The organism is Sphingobacterium sp. UBA7855, assembly GCA_002500745.1.
In the GTDB taxonomy this organism is placed as follows: domain Bacteria; phylum Bacteroidota; class Bacteroidia; order Sphingobacteriales; family Sphingobacteriaceae; genus Sphingobacterium.
This window is the reverse complement of record DLST01000010.1, coordinates 35913-61718: the sequence shown is the minus strand read 5'-3', so window position 1 is coordinate 61718 and position 25806 is coordinate 35913. Positions and strand designations below refer to the sequence as shown.

Sequence of the window (25806 nt, the reverse complement as noted above, 5' to 3'; positions counted from 1 at the left end):
ATACTATCTTTTTAAATTTTCAAATACAAGCATATTTAAGGTAGCCTGACTACGTACGAGTTTCAATCCATAGCTGGCCAAATCTGAATTTAGCGCTTTCAGATTGCGTGCTAGATCCCGATCGACGGTCATCTGCACATCTATCGGGAAATCTATTTGAGTATTATCGACTATGGGAATACCCAGATCAGGATTGATGTAATTTAAATTGGATATCAGGTCAGCGATCTCCACATTTCTATAATATATAAGTGTATTATCATCCCATATTTTGGGCTTGTCATTACCTAGATATTTTAGTTTATTCACCTTGGCAATCCTTTTCAGTGCCCATACAGGTACTTTTGTCGGCTTTACCATAGCTTTGACGTTCCATTTATCCATTAGAAGCCCATTGATATCGTCAATCATCTGCCTTTTTATAGATTCCGTCCCCTTATTTGATCTCTTTTCTATGGCATAGCAATATCCATTTTCACGTAGCCAAATGGCACGTTCCATCTTATTTAAACTTTTAGCAGGCATCAGTATGCGATCTTTCACTGAGTCGGCGCAGTTAAATATCAGGCGGCCTAAATGCCCTGCCATCGGAATTTCAGGCTGATTTGCCTGTACTAAAAGCGTGGCCAGAGACATATTTGTGTAGAGGTGGGTACTATCCGTTTGTTGGACAAGATTGTCCGATAAGCCCTCGATGTATTCAGTCAGGACACTTCGATGAAGGTATTTATCGGTGGAAAACTCTACCAGATTTTCATAAGCAGATTTGTTGGCATCAAAGATCAATGGGACAACTTTTTCCGTCAGGTTTAGTGGCTTTGCCAAAGCTTTCTTAAAATAAGCGATATCGTAATATTCATGCCCGGTAATCGCCATTACTTTCCCGTCCCTGATCCAGACCAAGTGAGGCAATACCTGATGTGGGAAGTACCGAGAGAGCTTGTTATCGCCATATACAGAAAAGAATCTCCACTGGTTATCAGTCATTTTTTTCAATACCTTTTTTTCATCTTCATTTGAGACAGTTATAAATTCGATAGACTCATTGGATAAGGTTGCCTTGATACTATCGAGCTGATTGAGTCCTTTGATGCAAGGGCCGCACCAGGTGGCCCAGAAGTCCAAAATAATTAATTTTTTAAGCTGGTAATCTTGAAGGAAGATGTTGGTTTTAGCATCCGGATGGTTAGTAGCCTTTAATGAAAGATCCCAAAGTTCTTCTGGAATGATATCCCCTACTTTGAGCGGACTGATAAGAAGCCCATCAGCCCCGCTGTCCTTGCGGGGCGTCTGAGCTGATAAACTAAACATATGAAATACTGCAATGCATGTCAGAAGCATTGTTGTATTCTTCAATGGCTTTAAAAAGCGAATTAAATGCATTGTTAATTTTTTCATTATTTTAGGAATTGGTATTGGATTGGGATACGCGATTAAAGAAATCGGAGATTTCCTCGGATGCCTTTAGCTCTTCTTTGCTAGTTTCGAAAACTTCTGAAAGAGATAGTGGAGTCAAATCCAAATTGCTTAAATGTGCTGACAGATAAGCAACAAGAGCTTTCAATAAGTCTAGTGAGAATGCAGAAAGTTGTTCTGAATTTACTTTTGACTGGAGTTCAATAAGATCGTCTTTGATCATACCAATTGGATATTGCTTCCAAAAAGCTTCAATATCTTTTAGCGGGTAGTAATCAGATTGATGAACGTCATAAAGCGTTCTTTCTAAGGCAAGAATGAAATTGCATTTGGGTTTCATTTTTTAAGTTTTTAGGGCATAACTTTAAGCAAAATGATTCCATTGCGTTAAATTAACGCATATGATGGTCCCTTTGAAAAAAGTCACACGAGGTAAATAAAATGGCGTCTCAAATGCGGTTATAAAACAATTACACGGAGATTAATAAAAACGATACCGCATCAGTTTAAGAAGTTCAGACTTTTTGTAGACTGATTTATTCCTCTCCGAACCTGAATTCGAAAAGGAATAATTATTTAAAAACTATTCCGGAGGGCAAATTTTAAGAATCAATTGATCCTTAAATACTATACTCCCAGCATATGATGAATAGAAAGGGAACCTCCCCTGCTCAATGGTTGAGCGTGAGAAACTACGCGACCATATCCTTATATAAAGGAGGGAGGCCCTCTCTACGAATTTTTTGTATTTTTTTAAGTTTATAATTCTCATTCATATTGGGTTTTCAGTTTCTCACGCTGGTACCAATGAATGACTATACAAAGATATAAAAAGAGTTAAGACTAAACAAATATGTTTATTAAAATATTTCTTTTTATCCATTCATTAGCTTACATGGATGATAAGGAAATAAAATTCAGAAAACAGCTAGGTGCGCGGATTCAGGAATTAAGACAAGATAAGGAATTAACTCAACCTCAATTAGCCGCGTTAATTGGCTTTAAAGATTATCAAGCAATAAGTAGGATCGAGAATGGCCGAGTCACGCCATCTATCTATATTATTCATCAAATCTCGAAAGCTTTGGAAGTGAAGATTGACGATCTCTGTAATTTTAAATAGCCTTATAAGGAATTGATTCTGCCTTCGCAAAGGTCAGTGACAACAGCTTCTAATTTCTCAACTTTACTAATTAATTTTTTTAGATCGCTTGGTGCAATATAATAATCGTCTTTATAACGGGCATCTATATAAGCATCGTTTAAGATTTTAAACAATCTATTTTCTTCACCGTCAGTGGGTGGATATCTAAAGACTCGATAAAGATCTTCTGAGACATGCTTAGCATATTTACGATAAGCTTTAATACGGTGGGTTTTAGGCTTATATCCGGTGTATACTAATAAAACGCCACTATAAAATCTTTCTGCTGATTGGTTAAGATTAAACATCACTTCGTTCAAAGGTAAATTCCTTTTAGAAAAATCATCATACAGCAGTTTAGTGGCTTCCAAAAATCTTGAACCACTTTTAACCCATTTATTGAAATCCTCAATAGCAAGTTCCTTTAGCTGTTCATTAGTCAAAGGCTTACTTTCGACAAAAGAATACTCTCCGCTATCATAGAGCGTTATCCCTTCTTCGACAATATCGCTAAAGAAGTATTGCCCCCTTTCTAAACCGCTATTGATATAAGAAATTGAATGTACAATCGCACTTACCTCATTTTTAAACTTCCCTGTACGATTATCAATCTTACTCGCAACCTCAACTTCCTCACCTTTTTCCTTGTCAGATAGAACCACCAAAATATCATAATCACTAATATAGGTATAGGTTGTTCCTTTATCGATATACTCATCCTCTACCCACTTGCCAGTGGCGTGACTTCCAAACAAAATTACCTTAGCCGGATTAGTTATATCACAGATAATTCCGACGATTTCAGCTAATTCGTCTTGTTTGTGTTGGGGTAAATGAGACAGTTGGTTCATAGGGTAAATTTACGAAAATTATGACAATATTGCTCCTGATGGAATAAGGAACATACCTATAAGCGTAATAATCAAACAGATCACTAGTAGTATGTTTAAAAACACGTATTGAATCCCACCATTCTTATAAGAAAGTGCCAAAGTCTGAAGAGCTGCAATAGCTAAACTTAAGAGCATGAACCAATTCCATAATGTTATAATAGCGGATGCTACACTAACATTTTCTACAGTATCATAGATTACATTCGTTCTAACCGTAATTGTTAAAAGAAACAAAGATATCCCGAAAATTAGGTTACACTTGTAAAATGTGTTTGGTTTTCCAGTCATGTTTGGCATTGCCTTAAGTACTGACTTATTTTTATACATCAGGGTATTATTATCAATCATATTAAATCTCAAATTCATCATCCTTTTTGCACCTATGATACCACTAATATATCTTAATTGGGGACATAGGGATATATTGTTCCTTTAACGACATACTCGTCCGAAAATTAGTTCCTATCACACGTTATCACCTAAAACTAACATCGCATTTGCCACGCTCGCAGTAGTATCATCATACTCTTCGTGTTGATATTCATGTCTTTCGTTGAGCATATAGAAATCACGATAAAGTTTAAAAGGATTTTGCGAACTACCTACCCATTTTATAATGATATCTAAGATCTCGTTCATAACTGGCTGAAAAGTCATGCGGCCATCAGAGCCACGTACTCCTCCGCCATCACATTTGCGTTTACCAAGATTTAAGAAGATATTCTTTTCATCATAGATAATACTACGCAGTTCCTTGGCTTCCTCTCCTTTTGGCAGATGATCCATTAACAATTTCCGAATACCTCCGTAATAAATATTATATTTTTCCTCAGGATTCTCTAATTGTTTACCAACCAACTCTCGGAGTTCGTCAATTTCCCTTAAGCTTCCGGATTGACCATCAATAGTTAATTGCTTCCCCTTTTTCTCATGGGCACGCTGCAATAATTCTAGACGCTCTAAATCTGCTTTACTGACAATTTCGTCCTGTTGTACTTTCTTTTTGTTATTATCTTCCATAAAATAGTATATTAATTGATTTCAAATACAGCTTTTATTTTTTCACTCGTTACTCGTACACTGTCCTCTTTCCAAGCAATTGGATTCAGCCGAGCAACCGCAACTTTATAATCGGGATAAAACTCTTTAAAGGCAGCATGGTAATTTTTATCATAAAGTTCCTTTTGGTACCACGTATAAAATGAATATACCAACGACGGATGGATCTCCTTGTCTTTAGCAAACCGCTCTACAACATACGCATTTTTGATATAGGTCTTGATATAATCAAAATCTGCCTTAGGCAAAAAATAATCCCGAGCAAAAGTATTTGCCTTTTCTTCAATTAAAAACAGATCTTCATCGTCAGATAAGTGGTAACTATTGGTATTGATTGCATCATAATCGAACAAAACATGATGCAACTCATGTAGTAGTGTAAACCAGATGGTAGGATATTTTTTCAGATTATCTGTTAAAACTATACAAGGTTTATTATTGATGATAAAAGTAGCACCTCTAACATGAGTCGTTGTCAAATAATTTTGAAATATTACAGTAACTCCAATATTGTATAAAGCTCTACATACTGTATAAAGACCATTCTTAACATCTTGTGAATACGGTTTCATATTAACGACAACGTCCTTAAGCCGTTCACGATCGTATTCATTAGGATTGTTTATCAGCTTGAATGTTTGATAAGCAGAACGTACCCAAAAGTCTTTCATCTTATCTGAGAACTTACGTTTAGTCCTACTATACAAAGGTGTTACCAGTTCGTCTTCAAACGACCTAATGGAATCATAACCAAAATAATGTAATACTCGTTCCACTAGTAGATCAACGTCATCAATGTTCTCAAAGAAACCTTCTTTAGTAAGCGTCTTCACATCAAAGTTTTTCATTAAAAATCTCACTTTACGCGCACGATCTATTGAGGTGATATTTTCCGTATTCTGATTCTTAAGGACCATCTGGATAAAGTCGTCCACGCCGACTTCCAAGAACTCCGCTATTTTGACAACATGAATAAGATTTGGCTGTTTGGCTGTACCGCTAATAATATCCTCAAATACATCCTTGTCTATACTCAATAATTTAAGTGCTTTTGTCTTTGTGATCCCGTATTCCTCTATCTTTTCGTCAAAGCGTGATTTCAAATCAAATGATACATCATCATTGAATATATCTTGAAGGAGTTTATCTACATCTATATTTTTCATTTCTGAAAGTATTTACCCTCAAATATACAGTAAATTTTCTATATAAAATAAAAATAAAGGGTAAATACCCTCTAATAAAAGAATTTTATAGTCGGAGAGTTCGAATCTCTCCAGGTCCACTTAAGGAGACACTTAACAGAAAGTGTCTCCTTTTTTTATACCCATAAAAAACTATGAACCAATCTATTAAAGCACGTTCATTTAGAGTTCGAAAATTTTAACAAAAATATTTAGTCTTTGGTTATCGATGACGCAAAAAATGAGGTTTGTAGCCACTCTCCTACCATTTTTCCTGAGTTCGATATCTCCTTAAGGATTCGGCATACAAGCTACATGGATCTTTGCTGTAGATTTAGACATTAAATATAAAAAATCTAAATACTAACAATCATCTTTCTCATTTACATGAGTTCCATTTTTAGCCAATATTGGAGATTACAATCATTGAGGCCATGCGATTCCGAGGCGAATTGACCAATTTAAGCAAAACCATAAAAAACAAATAAAAATGAGTTTGAAATTTCTCAGCCAATGTTAAAAATTATCCGTATTACCGTAATTCTATTTTCAATTCTAGTTAAGATAAAAATAACAAGTGATAATTTAAATTTACATAAAATTTTACTTTTTTTCACTAATAAGGTATTTATTCCCGATAATATACTTGATTAATAAATTCTTAAATGTTACTTTTACAATAGGCGAAGACGAGTCATTTTTTTAGATTGAGATACGTTTCTCTCAATCCGCAAACTAATTATAAAAACCACAAAATAATCTAATGAATTTTAAACCCTTTGACCAAATGTTGAGTCGTTTAGAGTCTTCCAAATCAGATTCTGATTTAGCATATTTTTATGATCTACTCCTATATGGGGAATGCTTAACAAAAACTATTAGTTTATACTTAGTATCTGCTATAAATGAAGATAATGAGCGAACTCGATATCGACAATATTATTCTTTAGTTAGAGGCAGTTCTATTGGAGAATATGCTCGGTCAATAGATGACGTTTTAACTGGACCTCCGGCTCAACTGCTTTGTTCGGAGATAAGAGACTTCGAACTTAAAGAACTAATGCAAAGATCAAGTGGAGATGATTGGCAATATCAAGCTATTAAAAACTTACACCGGGTACTAGAGATTTTTAAAATTCCTCATGATGAAATTCCTTTAAAATCTCCATTGAGGAATTGGTTCGGTATGTTTGTATACCTGCGTAATAAAACAAAGGGACACGGGGCTACAACAATAGAACCGTGCACTGCCGCCGCTCCCCTTTTAGAACTTTCTATTGATCTCATAGTACAGAATCTTACCACATTTAAACGACCGTGGGCTTATCTTCATAGAAATTATTCGGGAAAATATAGAATATCTTCTATTAGCAACAAAGCAGAAGAATTCAATTTTCTAAAATCGGAAAACCATCATCACTTTGAAAATGGAATATATTGTTTCTTAGATAAGCCTAGGAAAATAGAGTTGATGTTCTCCGACGCGGGGCTCTCAGATTTTTTTTATACTAATGGAAATTTAAAAAATGAAAATTACGAATCTATATCCTACTTTACTGACGAAAGGCAGAAAAGCGATGCAAAAGAATATCTCATACCAATTACGGAATTACCAAGTAGTCATACAGAAGGAAAAAATGAGCTTGAAGTACTAGGAGATACATTTACAAATTTGCCTAGGTCAAGTGACGAATATGTCAAACGTGAATCACTTGAGGATGAACTATTAAAAGTATTAGGAGAAAAGGATCGATTTCCTATTGTCACCCTTTTAGGAAGGGGCGGTATTGGAAAGACATCTTTAGCTTTAAATGTTGTAAGAGCATTGGCTTTAAAAGAAAGTCTCGGCAGATATGATTTAATTATTTGGTTTAGTTCTAGAGATATTGATCTTCTTATTGAAGGACCTAAACAAGTTCAAACAAAAGTATTGAATCAGAAAGATATCGCAGATGAATATTGCAAACTCGCTTATCCAAATGAAAGAATAGCAAATTCTCTTGATTTTTTTTCGAAGGAATTAACAAAGAATAGTATCGGAAGCACATTATATATTTTCGATAATTTCGAAACTGTAACAAATCCTGTTGAAGTTTTTGAGTGGATCAATACATATATAAGAAATCCTAATAAGTGTTTAATAACTTCTAGAATTAGTAGAAATTTCAAAGCAGATTATCCCATTGAAATCCATGGAATGAATGACTATGAGTGTAGAGAACTAATCAAAATAGTTTCTGACAAACTAGAAATAAACAATTTACTATCAGAAGAATATATAGAGAATTTGATTATAGAATCGGACGGACACCCTTACATTATTAAGATTCTTTTAGGTGAAGTAGCGAAAACCAAGAAAATTGGGAAAATTAATAGAATAGTAGCTGATCAAGATAAAATATTAACTGCACTATTCAAACGAACTTTTAACACTCTATCTCCAGCTGCAAAACGTGTGTTTTTAACATTATGCAGTTGGAACACTTTAATACCGAAAATTGCGGTCGAAGCTGTACTTTGGCGACCAGAAAACGAGAAAATAGATGTCCAAGGAGGCATAGACGAGCTTTTGCGAAGCTCCTTTATAGAACTGTTAAATGAAGACAGTGATGAGGCAATGATTAATGTACCTTTGGCGGCAACTATTTTTGGTAAAAATGAATTGGAGGTATATCCTGAAAAGATCAAAATATTCGATGACAGAAAGCTTTTAATGGAGTTTGGCGCGACGTCTCAAAGCACAATTAGCAACGGTCTAACTCCCAAAATTGATCGCAAATTTATTGAAGTAGCTAAAAGAATTGATTCTGTTGAAGATTTTAAAAAGGAGTTGTCAACACTTGAATATATTGCATCAAAATATGCCAGAGCACATATCTCTATAGCAGACATCTTTGAAGAGTATAACGATTATGAATCGGTCAAATACTATCTTCGAGAGTATCTAAAAACAGCCTTACCAACAACTGAGAAGGCTAAAATCTGGCATCGATTAGCAAACGTTTGCAAAATAGAGGAAGACTGGGAAGGCGAAAGTCATGCATTATCTGAGCTTGTACTTTTGCCTAATATTGAATTTCATTACATCAGCGATGCGTGTAATCGTATAAATAATTACTTTTATAACCATCCCGAAGCAAAAGATATCGAATACAAAAAGCTTTTACTAGATAAAGTGATAGAAACGATGAAGAAAAGAATCCACGAAGGTGAAGCTACCGATTATTCTCGCCTTGCTTGGCTATTATTAAATAATAATCAGGAAACAGAAGCTATAAAAATAGCCGAGAAAGGTTTAGAACTAGATCGTAATAGTCCATATTGTAGAAAGATTCTCGAAAAATTGGTAGAGTATAAATCAATTTAGTATCCAACCTGTGAGGCGTTTGCTCTATGTGTGCAAATAAAATACACGGAGTTTTCATATTTAACGCATCAAAGAGACCAACAACAAATATATTGATAATAAATAAGTTACGCTCCCCATAACTTTAAGATTTAGATAAAAAAACGGCAAATAGAATCAACTGGGAAAATCGCATATAATTCTATTTGCCTGTTTTTATCTTCTTAATAAATTGTAATACAGGAACTAATAATTCTATTGAATTTTCGTAACCCAAGTAGGGAGACAGCTAATAGAAAGTGGCTCCTTTTTTTATACCCATAAAAAACTATGAACCAAGCTATTGAAGCATGTTCATTTAGAGTTCGAAAATTTTAACAAAATTTTGTAATCCTTGGTTATCAATGACGCAAAAAATGAGGTTTGTAACCACTCTCCTACCGTTTTTCCAGAGTTCCATTTCTTCTTAAGGATTCGGCATCCAAGCTACCGATTGAAGCATGGTACAACTTTATTGATGAGCCAACACTTGCGGATGCGATAATGGACAGATTGACAGCTTCCGCACACAGACTCTCGCTACAGGGGAAGTCTTTGAGAAAGAAAAAAAATCATTAAGTTTGAAAAGTTAATACAATCCAGTTGTAAAATAGCTCGGGTTATTGGTCACTAAATCTGGTGTACTTTCGTCCGGAACCCGTGGTGTACTTTTGTCGGAATATTCACCATTTAATAAAGAGTATGTTCTTATCTTCTCTTGGCTTCTGCTTGACTATTGCAAGCAACTTTTTCCATTCTGGCCGATTAAAATCTTTTGCCGAATGATCTTCTCTGTAAACACCTAGAACTTTTATATGATTATAATCACAGTATTTCAGTAATCTATCCTCTTGTTCCGGCAAAGAGTATCCCTTTTTCTTTTGTTCGTCTGTGCTTACACGGACGTATAGATAGGCTGTTTTCATATGAATAATGAATTCATTTAACTTGTTTACAACTAGTTGACTCTTGGGTATTTCGGAGTAATGATGCCAGTGATTTCGGTCAAACCGTGCCACTTAAAAGATCATACAATTATATAAAAAAGCTATGATTATTCCTTTTTTAATATTCCTTTTCTTAGCGATTCACCTTTTAGGTCTATCCGATGTGAGGAGTTTACAATCCGGTCCAAGATCGCATCCGCAATAGTGCCCTCTCCGCCGATGACCTCGTACCAGGCCGATACAGGTATTTGGGATGATATTATGGTTGATCTTTTACCATGTCGATCATCAATAATATCCATCAGTGTTTCCCGATCTTGGCTATCAAAAGCCTGTAAGCCAAAGTCATCAAGTATCAGCAGTTCCGTTTTCGTTAGTTTTTCCAGTTCTTTAAGGTATGTTCCGTCAACTTTGCTCAATTTCAGCCTTTTGATCAGTCTGGCAGTTACTGTATATGAGGTTTTTACCCCTGTAATACATGCCTGATGTCCGAGAGCCTGTGACAGGTAGCTTTTTCCTGTGCCAGAAGCACCACAGATAATAATGTTTTCTTTTCGGAGCATAAAGTCCAGTGTACCCAGACGCGCAAACATATTTTTGTCCAGATTTCTTTCACTGGCGTAGTTTATATCACCTAGACTGGCATTATGCCTAAAGTTTGCCTGCTTGAGCAAACGCTCTATCTTTTTATTTTCCCGGTCTTCCCACTGATGGTCAGTAAGTAACGCGAGGTATTCGTCGCAGGTCATACCTTCGAGCCTGTTTTCCTTAACGTACTGCTGGTGTAACTGTGCCATAGCTCCTAAACGCATGTCGCGTAGTTTTTCAACTGTCTGATTGTTCATGTTCTTGATTTTTGTTTATTATTCATATGCGGAAGCACCGCGTATATTGCTGTGAAAAGGTATATGTGGTTTTTGGGGCTCAAGCTCATTCACAGATAAAAGCAGCCTGTCCATATTGTTTTTCAGGATATTCTTTATCCGTAGATAGGAGCAGCTATCTGTATCCAATGCTCTTTTACACGCATTGTTCAGACGCCCGGATCCATAGGCTCGGTGCAGGTGGATAATTCCAAGGGAGCGTTTATAGTTTATTTCGGGATAATCATTGGAAGCAAGTATCTTTTCGATGCATGCCAGGACATATTCCCCATGTGGCAGCGCTTTTTTTCTAAAGAACTCAGGGCTCCATTCCGAATAGAACTTATGTGTGCTGCTCAGGTGATCTGCGTTGGTGATGTAGCTGCCTTTGGTCAGATTGCGCGGGTGTAGCGCAATTCTTTCATGATTATAAAAGATCTCAATACGACTTCTGGTGTAATGGATCATTGTTTCCTTTCCGATATACCGGTATGGAACACTATAATAACACTTCTCGGGAGAAAAGTATACGTAACCCATTTTCTGTACTTTGGCCCTTTTGTAATCTTTCAGTTCATATGGATCAGCGGGAAGGGCTTTGAGATATTCTCGTTCAATACTCTGGAAGAGCTCGATACGGCTCGATTCTTTTCGTTTGAACAATAGATTGTTATAACGCTCCAGTAGTACTGCAATTTCTCTATTGAGATCTTCCAGCGAGAAGAAAGTCATTTCACGTAATGGGTAATAGATACGCTGATAGGCCAGATGCACCGCATTCTCAACCAGCGCTTTGTCCTGTGGAGCGTAACTACGAGTCGGGTTGATGACACAGTTATAATGGCGGGCAAAGTCCTTGAAGCTACGGTTGATGTCCGCTTCGTATCTGCTCGATCTATTGACGGCGGACTTTAGATTGTCGGACACTATCGCTTTGGGCGATCCACCATAAAAACGAAGCGCCGCTGTGCAACAGGATATCATATCTTCGCGTTTCTGGCTCCTGCATGCCTGGATATAGGTGTACTGGCTGCACGGTAGTATGGCCACAAATACTTCCACAGCGATAACCTCTCCGGTGTGTTTATCGATGATCTGCAGCTTCTTCCCGGCAAAGTCCACGAACATTTCTTCGCCCGCAATATGCTGAAGTTTCATTGAACCCTTTTCTTTTGGATATTTACGGCGGTAATGTTCGAGAAACTGCGTGTAGCTATATGGTTCTGCGGCTAGCTCAACATATTGCTGATAATGATACAGAAAGGTAAAGCCGGGATGATTCCGGGCCTTGTTGACCCCCTCAAAGTAAAGCATGAGTTCATTGTGGCGGGTAGCGTCCAGCGTCGTATGGGATGAAAAAAGTTCGGATAAAACAGCGGTATCAAAGCCCAGAAGCTCTCTGAATGAGTAGCCGCTGCCCGCAAATAGCTGCATATAGGTATTGACTGTATTGCGGGAAATACCGAGAACGGAACCTATTTTACGGTTACTGTAACCGTCCAGATGTAATGTGAGTATTTGTTTTAAGTCCATCGGATCAAGTTTGTTGGCCATATCGCTGTATTTAAAGCGACAAGGTAATTCTTTCTTGATCTTTTTAAAGTGGCACAATTCAAACCGTAAAAAATACGGATGGACGGACTAAAACTATACCACTAAAGTGGCATCATTTGAACCGTAATAGCTGGCACCATCCGACCGAAATGACTGGCACAAATCAAACCGTAATATCCAACTCTATCAAGATTACATAAAAAGCAACAATTATTTGCATAATTTTATTCGAAAAATTATTCTAAAAGTTTTCTTAAATTCAAAAAATGATAAATACGGAATTATGGATTAAGGTATATTTAGACAGGAGCGTGATGTCTGGAATAAAAAATAACTTTTCCAAGATCTAGCCGATATTATCTCAAATAACTAGAAATTTATATTTGTAAATTCAATTATCCATACTGGGAACATTTTTACCCGTATCATAAACTATAGTGAAGAAGAACAGAAATTAGTTTAGGAAGACTTGGAACTCATAACCAACTTACCACAAAGTGAATTCCATGAAAAATATAATTATTTCAGTTCCTTTGTATAATGCTTTCAAGGTGGAGATTACGGTCATAGAGACTATGCAATTCGGAGGCAAATTGACCACTTTGAGTTAAACCATACAAACTAAGTAAAAATGAATTTGTAACTCCTAGGCGTATTATTCAAATGGTCAAAATTATCCGAATTGAATGGTCATCTTTTTTTAAATCAGGATGGTCAATGGTTTCAAAATCTCCAACAGGACAATAGTTGAATAAAAAAATGGAAGAAGCCTACTCCTCAATTCGAAAGGATATGGTGAAAATTCACATTATTTTCTAAATTAGCATATCCCTAAAAGAACTGTCAGCTGGCAAATTACAGCCAACTGACAGGCTTTGCTTATGGAAAGATATTGGTCCTTTTTCTAAATTTAAGATTATTTGCATTACCCTTTATTACTGAATCGCCTAAAGCCTTCAATAGTAAAGACGTTCTATCTGACACATTCCAACTAAGCAAGATGTTCTTACATTTCACAAAAGTAGATTGATTTCCTCCCCATGGTGTAGATCCATCATTAAAATAGAATACAGGATTATCTACATTCACTACATTTGTATCAGGATCAATCTGATGAACCTTACCGTTTTTATCTTTCATCCAAATTGGAATGTAATCCCTATTGAACAACACTTCCGCTCCATTCTCACAAAACCATTTTCCATATGGTAATGACAATCGCATAGGATGAAATTTTTTAATCTTTGATTGATCCCTTGCAACCGTTATTTCCTCCCTAGCTAAAACAGCAGGTCCGGCATCTTCATAGCAATAAATAAGATTATTTACGGTATCATGTGAGAGAAGGATCGCTGGTTTTTTTTGGTTCTTTTTAAGATAGATCAAAGTACCCTTAGCAATTTGGCCTTTCACTTCTTTCAGCCCCTTGACCTTTTTGTTCAAAGGCCAATTATGTATTGCTTTTAAAACTTGATCCAATCTTTTATTGAGGGAATGTATCGGCGAACAACTAGGATATGAATTTTTCAGCAGTTTTCTACAGACCTCGACCAACTTTTCCAATTCCATTTTTCTCTTATCTGTTGGCCATGGATCAGAGGGGTAGTCGGTATCTCCATAATAGATTGTAAAATACAACTCATCCTTCAATTCTGTTTTACTAGTGTATTCTAATTGTATCCAATCATCGAGAGTAGATTTAATAATTGAAACAGCTTTATGTCCTTTTTTATTAAATTCGAGTGAACTATACAGTTCCTTCAAAACCCTTCCTAATTCCTGATGAGTTTTAACAGGTACTTTAGCATTGGGTCTTCTTGCACCATTTGGACTACCCAACGTTTTGTAAGGAAATGTTAAAGGACGTGGTAAAGAATTTATTACTTCCATTCTATTTCTTTTGTCCTTCTCTTTCGGCTGAAAACTATTTAATAAATTTCGAAAATTGGAATAGCCCTGCTCAATAGCGGACATATCCAGCGCTTGGTGATGAGGTATACCCATCTGCTTTTTGATTTTCTTGGCGTTACGTTTAATTTTTTCTACTTCGCCCTCTTTTGTTTTTTGAGTCATCGTTCCTCCAAACTCTCGAAGAAAAACGTCACCTGTCTACCGTTCTCCGTAACGAGAAATTGGGTTACGAATCAGATTGATGAGGCGGTGCCGAAACAGCTTAGCTTAAGACAAGTGGCAAGCTTCCGCTAAAAGCTCTACTCAAAGATCAAAAAAATCAATTAAAATTCAAATAGGGTAAGTAATTTTATCAGAAAATAATTAATTCAAAGATTCATCATAATTTGTTTTGCATATATATATTCGAGACTATAGACATTCAGACCATGCTATTCCTAAGCGGAGCACCTTACCCCTTTTCATGTAGTCAGAAAATAAAGAATTAATAGTACATTTAATTGGAAAGAAAGCATTAATTTTATTAAATAAAAGACACTGTCTTAACCATCCAAAATAATAATTACCATGACTGAACCTATTGGCCAACATATAGTACCCAGAGTTTATTTAAAGAACTTTTCAACATCAATCAAGAAAAAGGATTATTTCGTGGATGTCTTTTATAAAAAGCAAAAAGGCATTAATATACCGAGGGTCAACATCAAAAATATTTGTAAAATCAATGAATTTTACACATTCGACCACTCACCTTCTGAAATAGATAAAAGGTGGTTGGAAAAATATTATGCAAATAATATTGAAAGCCATTACAACAGTATTTACAATTTGCTAACTGATGAAAAGACAGAAGAAATAACACCAGAAATCAAGAATAAAATTCTTCGCCATATAATCTCCCAAGAATTAAGAACTCCTAAAATAGCTCAAGCATTAAATAGTTTGACGGATAGAACTATTGATTATGTATTCAATTCCCATGAACAATTAGGTACTGAAAAAAAATTATATACAGAAGACGGAAAACTAGCATACGATTGGTCTGAGAAAAGCATAGATGAAGCTAAAACCAAAAATAGAAATGAAAACAGACAAATTTCCAATATCGAATGTATATCAAGATTAAGAGGGCTAGTAAAGTTGAAATTTTCCTATCATATTATGGTCGTTAAATACAATAGCCCCATAGGCTTAATCTCAAGTGACCGTCCCGTTTACACCTCGGAACCGCTATATTCTCCCTCTTGTAGGATATCGCTACCAATTGACAAATACCACATGATAAATTTGTACCCCTTTATAGAAGATACAGACCAAAATATTATATTAAGAATTGAGCATGGGAAAGTTGCTTCCGAACAAGCTGTCAGAATTCTTAATATCTCTCAATTGGAAAGAGCAGAGCATTTCGTTTACGGAGAAAAAAACGACATTTTAAAAACGATAAAAGATTTGGATTTCCTAGAAAAAAAACAGAAACAGTGATACCTTCTTACTCTAATATATTTCTTTAATAACAAAAAAGTTATTTAAGCATTTCAGTTAGAGCAGGTATAAACGGCGAGAACAAAGTCATGTGATTGGCTGCTTGCGCAATAAACTTCTGATATGTTTCAAGGCTAACAAAGCTTTTATCTTTATGACTTTGCTCCATGTCCTTAACTAAATTTAGTAACACTGAATTGCTAGAAAGCTGCTCATCAATTATTTTATTCAATAAAATAAAAACTTCTGAACCGTTATCGGATGATATGATATTGCTAGAATTATCTACTGAATTATTATATACTCTGGAATTATCACCGTGTAGATTATAAGTTATAGATGAATATGCTTCTCTATCGAAAGTATCTCCTTTAGTAACAATACATTCATATCTTTCGGGAGAAATCTTTCCAGCAGGTTGATAACCGTTATTTTTTATGGTAAATTTCTCAATTCTATCTCCTGGCAAGTCTCTTTCCAGATAATCACCATCTTCCACATACCAATTTACCGGAAGATGTTGAAAATAAATATAAATTATATTATTCCTAGAATCTACACGTGCTTTTATCTCTGTTGAAATTTCGCCCGTATTAGCTTTGATAATTCTAATTTTGTCGTTTTGTTGGTTACCAAACATAGTATAGAGTATTTTAAACAAATATACTCATTTCGACCTTTCAGTTCAGGGCTAACAATGACATAAAAATCGTAAATTTATTAGGAATAGAAAAGCTATGAAAGAAACCATTGTTAACCTGATTGAAAACGAAAGCGAAAACACTAAGCTTGATTTTAAGCTTGAGCAGTACCCTATCGAAAAAGGGAATATTAAGAAAGGAGAATTTTTAAAAGATATGTGTGCATTTGCAAATCTCATCAGCAAAGAGGATAAATTTATTATCATAGGAGCTGAAGAAGAAAATGGTATTGCAGTGAGTTTTAAATCTATTGATAATTTACACGACCAGGCGTCGTATCAGCAATTCTTAAATCAATATATAGAACCTGAAATCAATTTTGAGTACAGAGAGATTATACATGAAGGCAACCGATTGGCTTATTTTAGGTTGTTTAACAATAATAAGAGACCATATTTATTTAAGAAAGAATATAAGGATATTCAGCCAAAGGGAAATCAGTACAAAATAGGTTCAGGATTCGTTAGAACAGGAACTTCAACGCGCGAATTAAAACGAGATGATTTTGAAAAAATCTATACAGAACGTTTTAGCATTAAAGATCGTAGCGATGAAATAGAATTTGAAATAACACTTGGTGGATTTAAATTCTCAGAGATAGGATATACTGGTTATATAAAGCATCTACGAGTTGATGTGATAAATCTTTCTAACTCCTCTATTGATCTGGATGTTGAAGCTAAAATTTACAATAATAGGGGTGTTACGGCTCTATGTACACAAGACATTGAAGAGAAATATCATAAGGATAAACGTGAGAAAAGCATGTTTTCCAATACTCCTTATCTAGACAATATGTATTCTCCATTTTTACGTGTAGATTTAAATCTAGAGTTTACAAAACATGCTTCCTATTCTATTTATGAGATTACTCCAAAAAAGGGCACACATACGGCTGTTCGTGTTAAGCAAAAAGGAGTAGAAACTGATATTTTCAATGACCAAATTGCTTTAGTTTTTTCAAGACCGTCGGAAATAAAAATTGAACTCATTGTACGAAGCAATGAGTTCCCTAATGGGCCAAAAACCTTTAACTATAGTTTTTCGGAAGACCAAATTCAGGAGATTTTAGACCCTCGGGACTTATAATTCCGAACCAAATTCTTGAACGTATCGATCTGTAAGATTCAAACCTTTTATCAGATCTGTAAATGGCAAAAAATCAATTTTATTTTTTGCAAATGGGTTCTCATGGTAATACAAATTTGTATTCAGAAGGCCAGACACCGTGAATGTAGTGATTAGAACAGCGGACATCCTTGTATTCCTTGGGTTATTTTCTGCCCCGAAAATTCCATCATTCCCATATAATGCAATATTTATATCTTCTTTATGAAGTAAGTTACTTGGATAATTTAGACAGATAAGAAATGGCATGTCCAATTCTCCATATCGTGTTGCTTTTGTTTGAATAGCACTTTTGATCATTTCCTCGTCACCACCAATCTTTGTATACGCCCCATAACTGGCAATAGCTCGACCTCTTTTTCCTCTCAGGTGTGGAGCCTTCGGCATTAATTTCACTTTAATGGAGACGTCGTTATCATCATACTTCAATTCTGGCATAAATCTAAACCCCTCTTTTTCGAGCATTTCCCTATATACATCTGGGTCATAAGTTTCGATTAAATCGTCAAAGTGTTTAATGATTTTCTTTCCACTTGGTTGGTTTCCTGATTTGAATCTGATACTTTCAATGCAAAGCATAAAGTATGTACAATCGACCAAATTCATTGAATCTGTTAGCGTATTTAAACGTCTTTCTTTTAGCCTTTCAGCATCAGATAACATTCTCATTTCTTTTATTTCCACATAAAAGTCATGATCGTTTTTAACAACTAAAAAGTCTGGTCGTTTAGATGAATTTGGAACTGTTGGGTGTATAAAAATATCATAACCCATGTTTTTAAAATAAGAATACATTCCAAGTTCATAGAAAGCGGGGCCAAAATCTGCTTTAACTCTTTTTTTCATTTCTTCTTTCTCTGAATCGGGATACATCCTAAACCAGTTCTCCATTACCTCCCGAACTGGAATTATCTCCTTACGGCCACTATTATTGAAATAGTCGAACGTATTTTCATTTCCGTTTGAAGGACGTGTTTCTACTCTCTCTTTATCGTCAAAAAGCATACGGTCTGTCATATTTCCTAATATACACAATCATTCTAACTGAAATCGTTATTTTTGACGGTAGAACCTATTTCCATGTTATGGCAAGCAACGCGACTCAATCTTTAAATGAATTTTTTCTTAAAGTCCTAACGATCCAAAAATCTGCTCAATCTATCAATGATAATTGGCTGGATAGTACCAAACTGAGTTATTCCCCCCATATTTTCACAGATCCTTTCAATGTCGATATTCAATCGGAAAAAGAACAGGTTGATTTTTTCAATAAACTTCTGGGAAGGTCGGATACTGAAATAAAATGGGCAAAAAAAGGAAGTTCTGGGCGCCAAATAGTGATTGATGAGACAAATAAAACGAAATTATCGATAGAATTTCTTTCTAGTATTTATTGTCAATTGAGTGTACCTGTTTTCGAGCACATCTGTGTATTTTTAAAAACTTTATTAGGGACAAATAGTAGCAAAAGCATCAATATTATTAACGAATTCGACATTGAATTCCAAGAGCAATTAGTGGCTATAGATAACAAAAAGCTCCTTAAAACACCCACCATATTGATACTGCATAATCTTAGGCTATTTAGAAACTGTATCACTCATAATGGAGGTTTAGTGCAAGCATTAGAAAATGATTTCATTGAATTCAATAAAAAAATTAAGGAGGGTAAAAAATTTAAAAACCTTCAATTTTACGGCGCCTTACAAAAAGAAAATTTTTGTTATTCAATAAATTATGAAATCGGTTATATTCAATTAAAGGGCTCTTCATTTATTAAACTTCTTGACTTATACTCGCAAATAGCATATATGGCATATCTATGTTATTGTCGCAAGAATAATATGCCGGAAGAAGCTAATATTTTTTATTTTTTTGTCCCATTTGGCAATTCATAAAATTGAAAATATATTGATTATCGGGTACGACTTATATCTGTTATATCATTTGTTCTAGAATTTTTAAAAGCATCACAGGTTCAAAAAAAAGCACCTAGAAATAAAAGCTCGTTATATTAAAGCATTGCAAAAAAAATCTTTGTATAATAATGGCTAAGATTTCTAAATGTCTATATTCCTGAATATACCAATCTGAACCAATAGCATCAAAGGGGTTCTTTTGGATTTAGTTTCTTTGCCTCTTCCAATAGAAATAACGCGTACCCTTTTGGCTTTAACTTTTTACTTTTAAAATATGTCGGAATTTCATAATCTCTACTGGTAGCTCCCGTCAAAGCAAAAATTTTATTACCGATTTCAGCAAAATAGTATCGGCTGCCCGTAAAGTAAACTTTTATAGAGCCAACTGAAAATGGCCAGTCTTCATATTCTGATGAAACAATTAACTTAGATTTTGAATCCATTTTTAAACCAAGAAACTTTAACGAATATTTTGACATGGGCACATAAAGTTGATGAGGGGCTACTCGGCTCTTTGTATAGTCCAATGAACCCAAATCTTTTTCTTTGAGCAGGATAAAGCTTGAAAAATCTCCATAATATTGCCTTCCCAAATCTCCTAAGCCATGTGTAAAAAACCTACTGATAGCTCTAACTCCCATTTCGATACATATTATGGAATTCTTTATAGCTAGCTTATCTTCTTCTTCATAAGATAAATTATCGGTATCAATATTTTTGTTGAAACTATAGACGAATGAGGTGAATTTCTCAAATGGATTCGATGCGGTATTTTCCTTGTTAAGTACGATAGTATCGATATAGAAATATCTTTGAGATATTGCAAACTCCGTTAAAATATCTATTAGGATTGTAAATTTTTCATCTTCTTTAAGAAACCTTATATCCTCTTCGATCATAGGAATATTCTTCATTTCCTCTACACCTTCGGAATATTCCAATAGTTCATCTAACATCTTTCCAATTCCATGACCACCGTTGTATTTATTAAATTGTTTTTTTGCCAATTCAAGCTCTGGGAAGTCACCATTCAATTCTTTTTCTTTCAATAGAAGGAGGATTTTTAATAAACGTTCAAATCCTGCTGCCAATAACTGTAATGTTACATGGTTATTTAATACAGCAAACTTTTGAGCCTGTAGGTTTAAAATACCCGACTCAATAAATTTAAAGGACGCCTCAACTTCCTGCGTAACCGCATATGACTTAACAATATTTCTCCCGAAACAATCGTTATTCTGATAAATCGACATATAATAATCCGTTTATTAAGCAGTAACCAAATTAAGCAAAATTTATTTTCAATCTCACAGAAGACTATACAAGCAAACTGAATTTAATTATTTTCTCACTTATTTATTTGATAAGTTGCCATACGATATAACTGAATTAATTCAATATTATCAAAAAAGAAAACTTCAAGACTTCAATTAGGTGGAATACTATGAGAATTATAAGACAAATTTGGTCGAGGATATTTTCACTTTTTTAAATGCTAATATTTGTATTGTAATACTTCTTAAATATTTTTAAGGGAAGAAATCAAATCATAAAAAGGAAAAATAGCGAAATAGTAATCGCATTTGAATTTTAATCTCATGTATTTGTACTTTTCCACAAGTATATAAACCATACACTGAAAGCAATAGCAAAGCCAACCCACGGAGTTTTCATACTTAGCGCAGCAAAGAAACCGATGACCACAACTATATTGATAACAAACAACAAAATTACATTTTTCATTACATTAAAATTTAGATAAACAAAAACAGGCAAATAGAATTATATAGTAAATCCTATATAATTCTATTTGCCTATTTTTATCTTCTTAATAAACTGTAATAAAGGTACTAAAGGTTCTATTGAGCTCTCGTGACCCCACTTAAGGAGACACTTAACAGAAAGTGTCTCCTTTTTTTATACCCATAAAAAACTATGAACCAATCTATTAAAGCACGTTCATTTAGAGTTCGAAAATTTTAATAAAAATATTTAGTCTTTGGTTATCGATGACGCAAAAAATAAGGTTTGTAGCCACTCTCCTACCATTTTTCCTGAGTTCGATATCTCCTTAAGGATTCGGCATACAAATACTTGAATTGACATTACAATATTTAATATTGATCATCAAAATTATATTTAAACGCTACGTCAGTAACATTCTTTTAGAGTAACTATGATGCTATTATATTCTCTTTTGTAATCGCCCTTTGATATTAGATAGTTGGTAATAGAATCGAGAACAATGCAGTTTAGAAAGAAAAATAACTTATAAAGCTTCTTTTTCCCAATCACTGAATTGACATACATTCTAGCCACAAGTGCAAAGATTAATTTAAAATAAATATCCGATAGCTAAAAATTTATTTCATAATTTTAGTAGACGTAGTCATTAAACCTAAACATTTCTAAACACATCCGGCCGTTATGATAAGGGCATTTCCAGAAACCTGCCTTATCATCGTTACGATTTATTTGTCCATCGGGCAATACACTCCAGTACCATTCTCCAAATTGAACATCAATAAGTTTTGTCTGAATAAAGTTCCAGGCATTTTCTGCTAAATCTAAAAACTTGGAATCAGGTACAATTTTGGACAGATAGCTATAACCAACTACTGCCTCGGCCTGTACCCACCAATGTCTTTCGTCATCTAAATGACCATTTTTAAATTCGTAAGCCATACTTCCGTCAGGAAGGATGCCCTCCACAGCGGCGAGACCAATGCTGATCACAATATCTTTGATGGATTGGGAGAGTGCGGGAATATTCAATACGATAGTAGCTTCCCACAAAAGCCATGCTGCTTCAATATCATGACCATATGATATGGTATCAGTTGTTGAGTGCCACTCCCGATCAAAAAAAAGATTGAGATGCCCTGTACGCGAATCATAGATTTTGCTGACGAAAAGATCGACCAGACCCTTTTGGGCTGAAATTAATTGATCATCTGGCCACACCTGTAGCAGATTGGTATAGGGCTCAAGAATATGCAAATGGGTATTCATGGTTTTGACCTGATTCTCGTCTTTTTCACTCAGCCGCATATCGGCTATCGGTGACCAGTCGCGCGAAAATGCTTCCAAGTATCCGCCATACTCATCATCATAAGTATGCTCGATCAACTTAAAAAGATCTATTGATAACTCCAAAGCTTCGGATGTTCCTGTAGCCCTGTAAAACTCCGAGAAGCCGTACAGTGCAAAGCCCTGTGCATAGGTCTGTTTTTTTGTATTTAGGGGCTTGCCCTGATAATCAAGCTCCCAATAAACTCCGCCATATTCTTTATCGATAAAATTATCGCGTAAGTATTGGTAAGCCCGTTCGGCCATTCGTAAATAGGATATATCGTTAAATTGGCGGTAGGCAGCAGAGAACGTCCAGAGGATCCTGGCATGCATAACAGCTCCTTTGCTAGAATAGGGCACCAAATGATTATGCCCATCCATCTTTCCGTAAAACCCGCCAAATTCCAGATCGACCATTTTTTCACTCCAAAATGGAAGTATGTTGTTTTCAAGTGTTTCTCTAAAACGATTCATTTAATTCAAGCTAAATGTGTTGCTTCATCTTATTTTTTTTCAAGATCAGCCTCTCTTTTATTCTTTAGATCATTAAGGATCAGATCCATCCGTTTTTCGCTCAAAGGGTAAAAACTTATGAACAACACGGATAATACAGTACCGATTGCAGGGAAAAAACTCAAGAACATCCGAATACCATGAAGTGCTTCTTCACTTTGCTGCTGATTGGCCTGAAAACCATAATAGGCCAATAGCCAACCTGTCAGAGCCGTCCCAAATGCCCAGCCGAGCTTCTGACTCATCGATGAAGAACTAAAGATCAAACCTGTTGCCCTATTACCTGTACGTAGTTCGGAATAATCTGCACAGTCGGCATACATCGACCAAAGCAAGGGAAATACGCTCCCGGCGCAAATACTGATGAGTACCTGAAGAAAAAATATAAGAATTAGATCTTCTTTGCCCAACCAGTAAAAGGCAATACTTCCCACCGTAGCAATAAGCATGGCAATCATATAGGTGCTTTTTTTTCCGATACAATTACTTACTGGAGCTGCTAATACAACACCTAATATATTAGCAGCTTGCCCAAGGGCCAAATAAAGTCCACTTAATATAAATGGTACCTCAAAGATCATGATGCGGTCGATTTGATGCTCCTCAACATAATACTTGAAGTAGTACAGCGTTGCTCCATCCCGAATGGAATTAAAAACAAGCGCCGACACCCCGGCTCCCAGCAGTATCCACCAAGGACCATTTTTTAGCAAGTCTCCGATATCTTGCTTTAATGTCGAGTGATGCGCCGTCACCTCTACAACCCTTTCCTTTGTCCAATAAAAACATAACAAAAAAAGTATCGTTGAAAATGCAGCAATAACGAGAGCAGCCATAAACCAACCATGCTGAAGTGACGTAAGATCTGCTGCCGCCTTACTGAAAAAATCTATTAATGGATTGAATAAAAGCAGGGTAACAAAACTCCCAATATAGGCGAATGTCATCCGAAAGGTAGCCAGTACATTACGCACTTTGGGAAAGGGACTCATTACACCCAATAATGATGCGTATGGTACGTTGATTGCCGAATACACCATCATCATCAAGGAATAAGTCAGATAGGCATAGATAATTTTTCCGGTATGCGAAAAATCAGGCGTATAAAATGTTGCTGCACCGATCAAACCAAAGGGTATGGCAACGTAAAGGATAAATGGTCTGAACTTGCCCCAGCGGCTCCGTGTACGGTCTGCAAGTACACCTATAATGGGATCGAAAAGCGAGTCCCAAACTCTGGTGATCAAAAACATAGTACCAACAGCTTTCGCCTCCATACCAAAAATATCGGTATAAAAAAACATCAAGTACATACCAAACAGCTTCCAGAACATGGACGACGCTGCATCTCCCAGGCCATATCCGATTTTCTCTCTCAACGAGATTTTTTCATTTTCAATTCTCATAAGTAGGTATTCTGGATACAAATCTAACTATTCAGATTTTTTGAAGCGATCGTATGTACGACCTTGACTGATGCTGCTGACCGAAATCCATCCTGGGCTGTATTAAAACAATAATCAAGCAATCTGTCTATCGATGATAAGGCGACATGCATCCGTGTATCGCTCGAAGCATAATAGATATAAACGGTACCATCGGGGTCTGCGATCCAGCCATTTGAAAAGAGTACGTTGGAGACATCTCCTACTCTTTCTATACCCTTGGGTGCCATAAAATGTCCCGCGGGTTCAGCAATTATTTGGTCGGGATGTGCCAGATCTGTTACAAAAAGATAGAGTACATACCTGAGGCCTGCAGCACACATCCGTACGCCATGTGCCAGGTGTAGCCAGCCACGCTCGGTTTTAATGGGCGCTGGCCCTTGCCCATTCTTAAGCTCTTTAATGGTATGATAGTGCCGGTGATTTATAATTTTCTCTTCGGAAACAACCGCATTTTTCATACTGTCTACCAGCCCCCAACCTATTCCACCACCTTTGCCTGCATCAATAAAACTATCCTGTGGACGTGTGTAAAGTGCATACTTACCATCGACAAACTCGGGGTGGAGGACCACATTGCGCTGCTGACTGCTGGATTGTAAATCTGGCAAGCGTTCCCATGTGACCAAGTCGCGGGTACGTACAATGCCGGCAGCTGCAACTGCCGAAGATAGATCACCAGCAGGAGCTGCGGGATCTTTGCGTTCGGTACAGAAAATACCATAGATCCATCCGTCCTCGTGTAGCGTGAGACGCATATCATAGATATTGGTATCTGGAATTTCGGTCTCGGGAATATCTATCGGATAATCCCAAAAATGGAAACCGTCTATGCCATTTTCACTTTCGGCAATAGCAAAAAATGACTTGCGATCATTACCCTCTACGCGCACAACCATAATATATTTGTCCTGCCACTTGATTGCCCCAGCATTGAATGTCCCATTGATGCCGAAACGCTCCATCAGAAAGGGATTTCTCTGCTCATCAAAATCATAACGCCAATGAAGTGGTGTATGATCAGCAGTCAGAACTGGATAGGTATACCGCTCGTATATCCCATTTCCTGGCAATAATGGCGTATTTTTTCGAGAAATTAGTTCTTGATGTGCTTGTTCGATAGCTTGTCTACGATTTTCAAATATTAAATTCATCTCTATAAGTATAGTTTTGTTTCTCTTGTATAT

20 protein-coding genes and 1 pseudogene are annotated in these 25806 nt (G+C 35.8%); 6 read left to right on the top strand and 15 right to left on the bottom strand.

The annotated features are described in order from the left end of the window. Positions 1 to 3: 3 nt before the first annotated feature. Both B2107_RS06660 and B2107_RS06655 read right to left on the bottom strand, forming a co-directional pair. Entirely contained in the window at positions 4 to 1398 is a 1395-nt protein-coding gene (locus tag B2107_RS06660; RefSeq protein WP_293954266.1) for a TlpA family protein disulfide reductase, read from the bottom strand. Positions 1399 to 1402: 4 nt separating this feature from the next. Then, on the bottom strand, positions 1403 to 1756 hold the full coding sequence (locus B2107_RS06655) for a hypothetical protein (protein WP_293954264.1): 354 nt from the start codon (positions 1754 to 1756) through the stop codon (positions 1403 to 1405). 555 nt (positions 1757 to 2311) lie between these two features. On the opposite strand from B2107_RS06655, the gene B2107_RS06650 reads away from it, so the two are divergent. After that, positions 2312 to 2539, top strand: a complete 228-nt coding sequence (locus B2107_RS06650; RefSeq protein ID WP_293954262.1) for a helix-turn-helix domain-containing protein — start codon at positions 2312 to 2314, stop codon at positions 2537 to 2539. 2 nt (positions 2540 to 2541) lie between these two features. Here the strand turns inward: B2107_RS06650 and B2107_RS06645 are convergent, their stop codons facing one another. From B2107_RS06645 to B2107_RS06635, 3 genes are all read right to left on the bottom strand, one after another. Beyond that, complete coding sequence (locus B2107_RS06645; RefSeq protein WP_293954260.1) at positions 2542 to 3411, bottom strand: HEPN domain-containing protein; 870 nt, start codon at positions 3409 to 3411, stop codon at positions 2542 to 2544. Between the two features lie 507 nt (positions 3412 to 3918). Continuing rightward, the gene (locus tag B2107_RS06640; RefSeq protein WP_293954258.1) at positions 3919 to 4473 is read right to left on the bottom strand and encodes a hypothetical protein; all 555 of its coding nucleotides are present in this window, start codon (positions 4471 to 4473) and stop codon (positions 3919 to 3921) included. Positions 4474 to 4484: 11 nt separating this feature from the next. Continuing rightward, positions 4485 to 5678, bottom strand: coding sequence for an ImmA/IrrE family metallo-endopeptidase (locus B2107_RS06635; protein ID WP_293954256.1), 1194 nt, complete (start codon positions 5676 to 5678; stop codon positions 4485 to 4487). 781 nt (positions 5679 to 6459) lie between these two features. Between B2107_RS06635 and B2107_RS06630 the strand changes: the two genes are divergently transcribed. After that, positions 6460 to 9063, top strand: coding sequence for an NB-ARC domain-containing protein (locus B2107_RS06630; protein WP_293954254.1), 2604 nt, complete (start codon positions 6460 to 6462; stop codon positions 9061 to 9063). Between the two features lie 468 nt (positions 9064 to 9531). Next, positions 9532 to 9660, top strand: a pseudogene (locus B2107_RS21840) (ATP-binding protein); the annotation flags it as partial. Positions 9661 to 9764: 104 nt separating this feature from the next. Here the strand turns inward: B2107_RS21840 and B2107_RS06625 are convergent. From B2107_RS06625 to B2107_RS06610, 4 genes are all read right to left on the bottom strand, one after another. Next, a complete protein-coding gene (locus B2107_RS06625; RefSeq protein ID WP_293954252.1) occupies positions 9765 to 10007 on the bottom strand; it encodes a recombinase family protein in 243 nt (80 codons plus the stop codon). Between the two features lie 128 nt (positions 10008 to 10135). Continuing rightward, a complete protein-coding gene (istB, locus tag B2107_RS06620; protein ID WP_293954250.1) occupies positions 10136 to 10873 on the bottom strand; it encodes an IS21-like element helper ATPase IstB in 738 nt (245 codons plus the stop codon). An 18-nt stretch (positions 10874 to 10891) separates the two neighbouring features. After that, positions 10892 to 12445 (bottom strand): IS21 family transposase, encoded by a 1554-nt coding sequence (gene istA, locus B2107_RS06615; protein ID WP_088159865.1) that lies wholly within the window; start codon positions 12443 to 12445, stop codon positions 10892 to 10894. Positions 12446 to 13324: 879 nt separating this feature from the next. Next, positions 13325 to 14518, bottom strand: a complete 1194-nt coding sequence (locus B2107_RS06610) for a DUF5623 domain-containing protein (RefSeq protein WP_293954248.1) — start codon at positions 14516 to 14518, stop codon at positions 13325 to 13327. Positions 14519 to 14923: 405 nt separating this feature from the next. On the opposite strand from B2107_RS06610, the gene B2107_RS06605 reads away from it, so the two are divergent. After that, the gene (locus B2107_RS06605) at positions 14924 to 15841 is read left to right on the top strand and encodes a DUF4238 domain-containing protein (RefSeq protein ID WP_293954246.1); all 918 of its coding nucleotides are present in this window, start codon (positions 14924 to 14926) and stop codon (positions 15839 to 15841) included. Between the two features lie 40 nt (positions 15842 to 15881). Here B2107_RS06605 and B2107_RS06600 read toward each other — a convergent pair whose 3' ends face one another. Further along, positions 15882 to 16481, bottom strand: a complete 600-nt coding sequence (locus B2107_RS06600) for a hypothetical protein (RefSeq protein ID WP_293954244.1) — start codon at positions 16479 to 16481, stop codon at positions 15882 to 15884. Positions 16482 to 16578: 97 nt separating this feature from the next. Between B2107_RS06600 and B2107_RS06595 the strand changes: the two genes are divergently transcribed. Next, a complete protein-coding gene (locus B2107_RS06595; RefSeq protein ID WP_293954242.1) occupies positions 16579 to 17631 on the top strand; it encodes a helix-turn-helix domain-containing protein in 1053 nt (350 codons plus the stop codon). Here the strand turns inward: B2107_RS06595 and B2107_RS06590 are convergent. After that, positions 17626 to 18675: a hypothetical protein gene (locus tag B2107_RS06590; RefSeq protein ID WP_293954240.1), complete on the bottom strand. Its 1050-nt coding sequence runs from the start codon at positions 18673 to 18675 to the stop codon at positions 17626 to 17628. The two genes, B2107_RS06595 and B2107_RS06590, sit on opposite strands and share 6 nt — an antisense overlap. Before the next feature lie 80 nt (positions 18676 to 18755). On the opposite strand from B2107_RS06590, the gene B2107_RS06585 reads away from it, so the two are divergent. Further along, positions 18756 to 19568, top strand: coding sequence for a hypothetical protein (locus B2107_RS06585; RefSeq protein WP_293954238.1), 813 nt, complete (start codon positions 18756 to 18758; stop codon positions 19566 to 19568). A 206-nt stretch (positions 19569 to 19774) separates the two neighbouring features. Here B2107_RS06585 and B2107_RS06580 read toward each other — a convergent pair whose 3' ends face one another. The 4 genes from B2107_RS06580 to B2107_RS06565 form a co-directional block, all read right to left on the bottom strand. After that, positions 19775 to 20680 carry a hypothetical protein gene (locus tag B2107_RS06580; protein WP_293954236.1) on the bottom strand — a complete coding sequence of 302 codons (906 nt, stop codon included), beginning with the start codon at positions 20678 to 20680 and terminating at the stop codon, positions 19775 to 19777. A 1285-nt stretch (positions 20681 to 21965) separates the two neighbouring features. Then, positions 21966 to 23135 (bottom strand): AGE family epimerase/isomerase, encoded by a 1170-nt coding sequence (locus B2107_RS06575; RefSeq protein WP_293954234.1) that lies wholly within the window; start codon positions 23133 to 23135, stop codon positions 21966 to 21968. 29 nt (positions 23136 to 23164) lie between these two features. Further along, entirely contained in the window at positions 23165 to 24580 is a 1416-nt protein-coding gene (locus B2107_RS06570; RefSeq protein ID WP_293954232.1) for an MFS transporter, read from the bottom strand. Positions 24581 to 24603: 23 nt separating this feature from the next. Beyond that, positions 24604 to 25773, bottom strand: a complete 1170-nt coding sequence (locus B2107_RS06565; RefSeq protein WP_293954230.1) for a glycosidase — start codon at positions 25771 to 25773, stop codon at positions 24604 to 24606. Between the last annotated feature and the right edge of the window lie 33 nt (positions 25774 to 25806).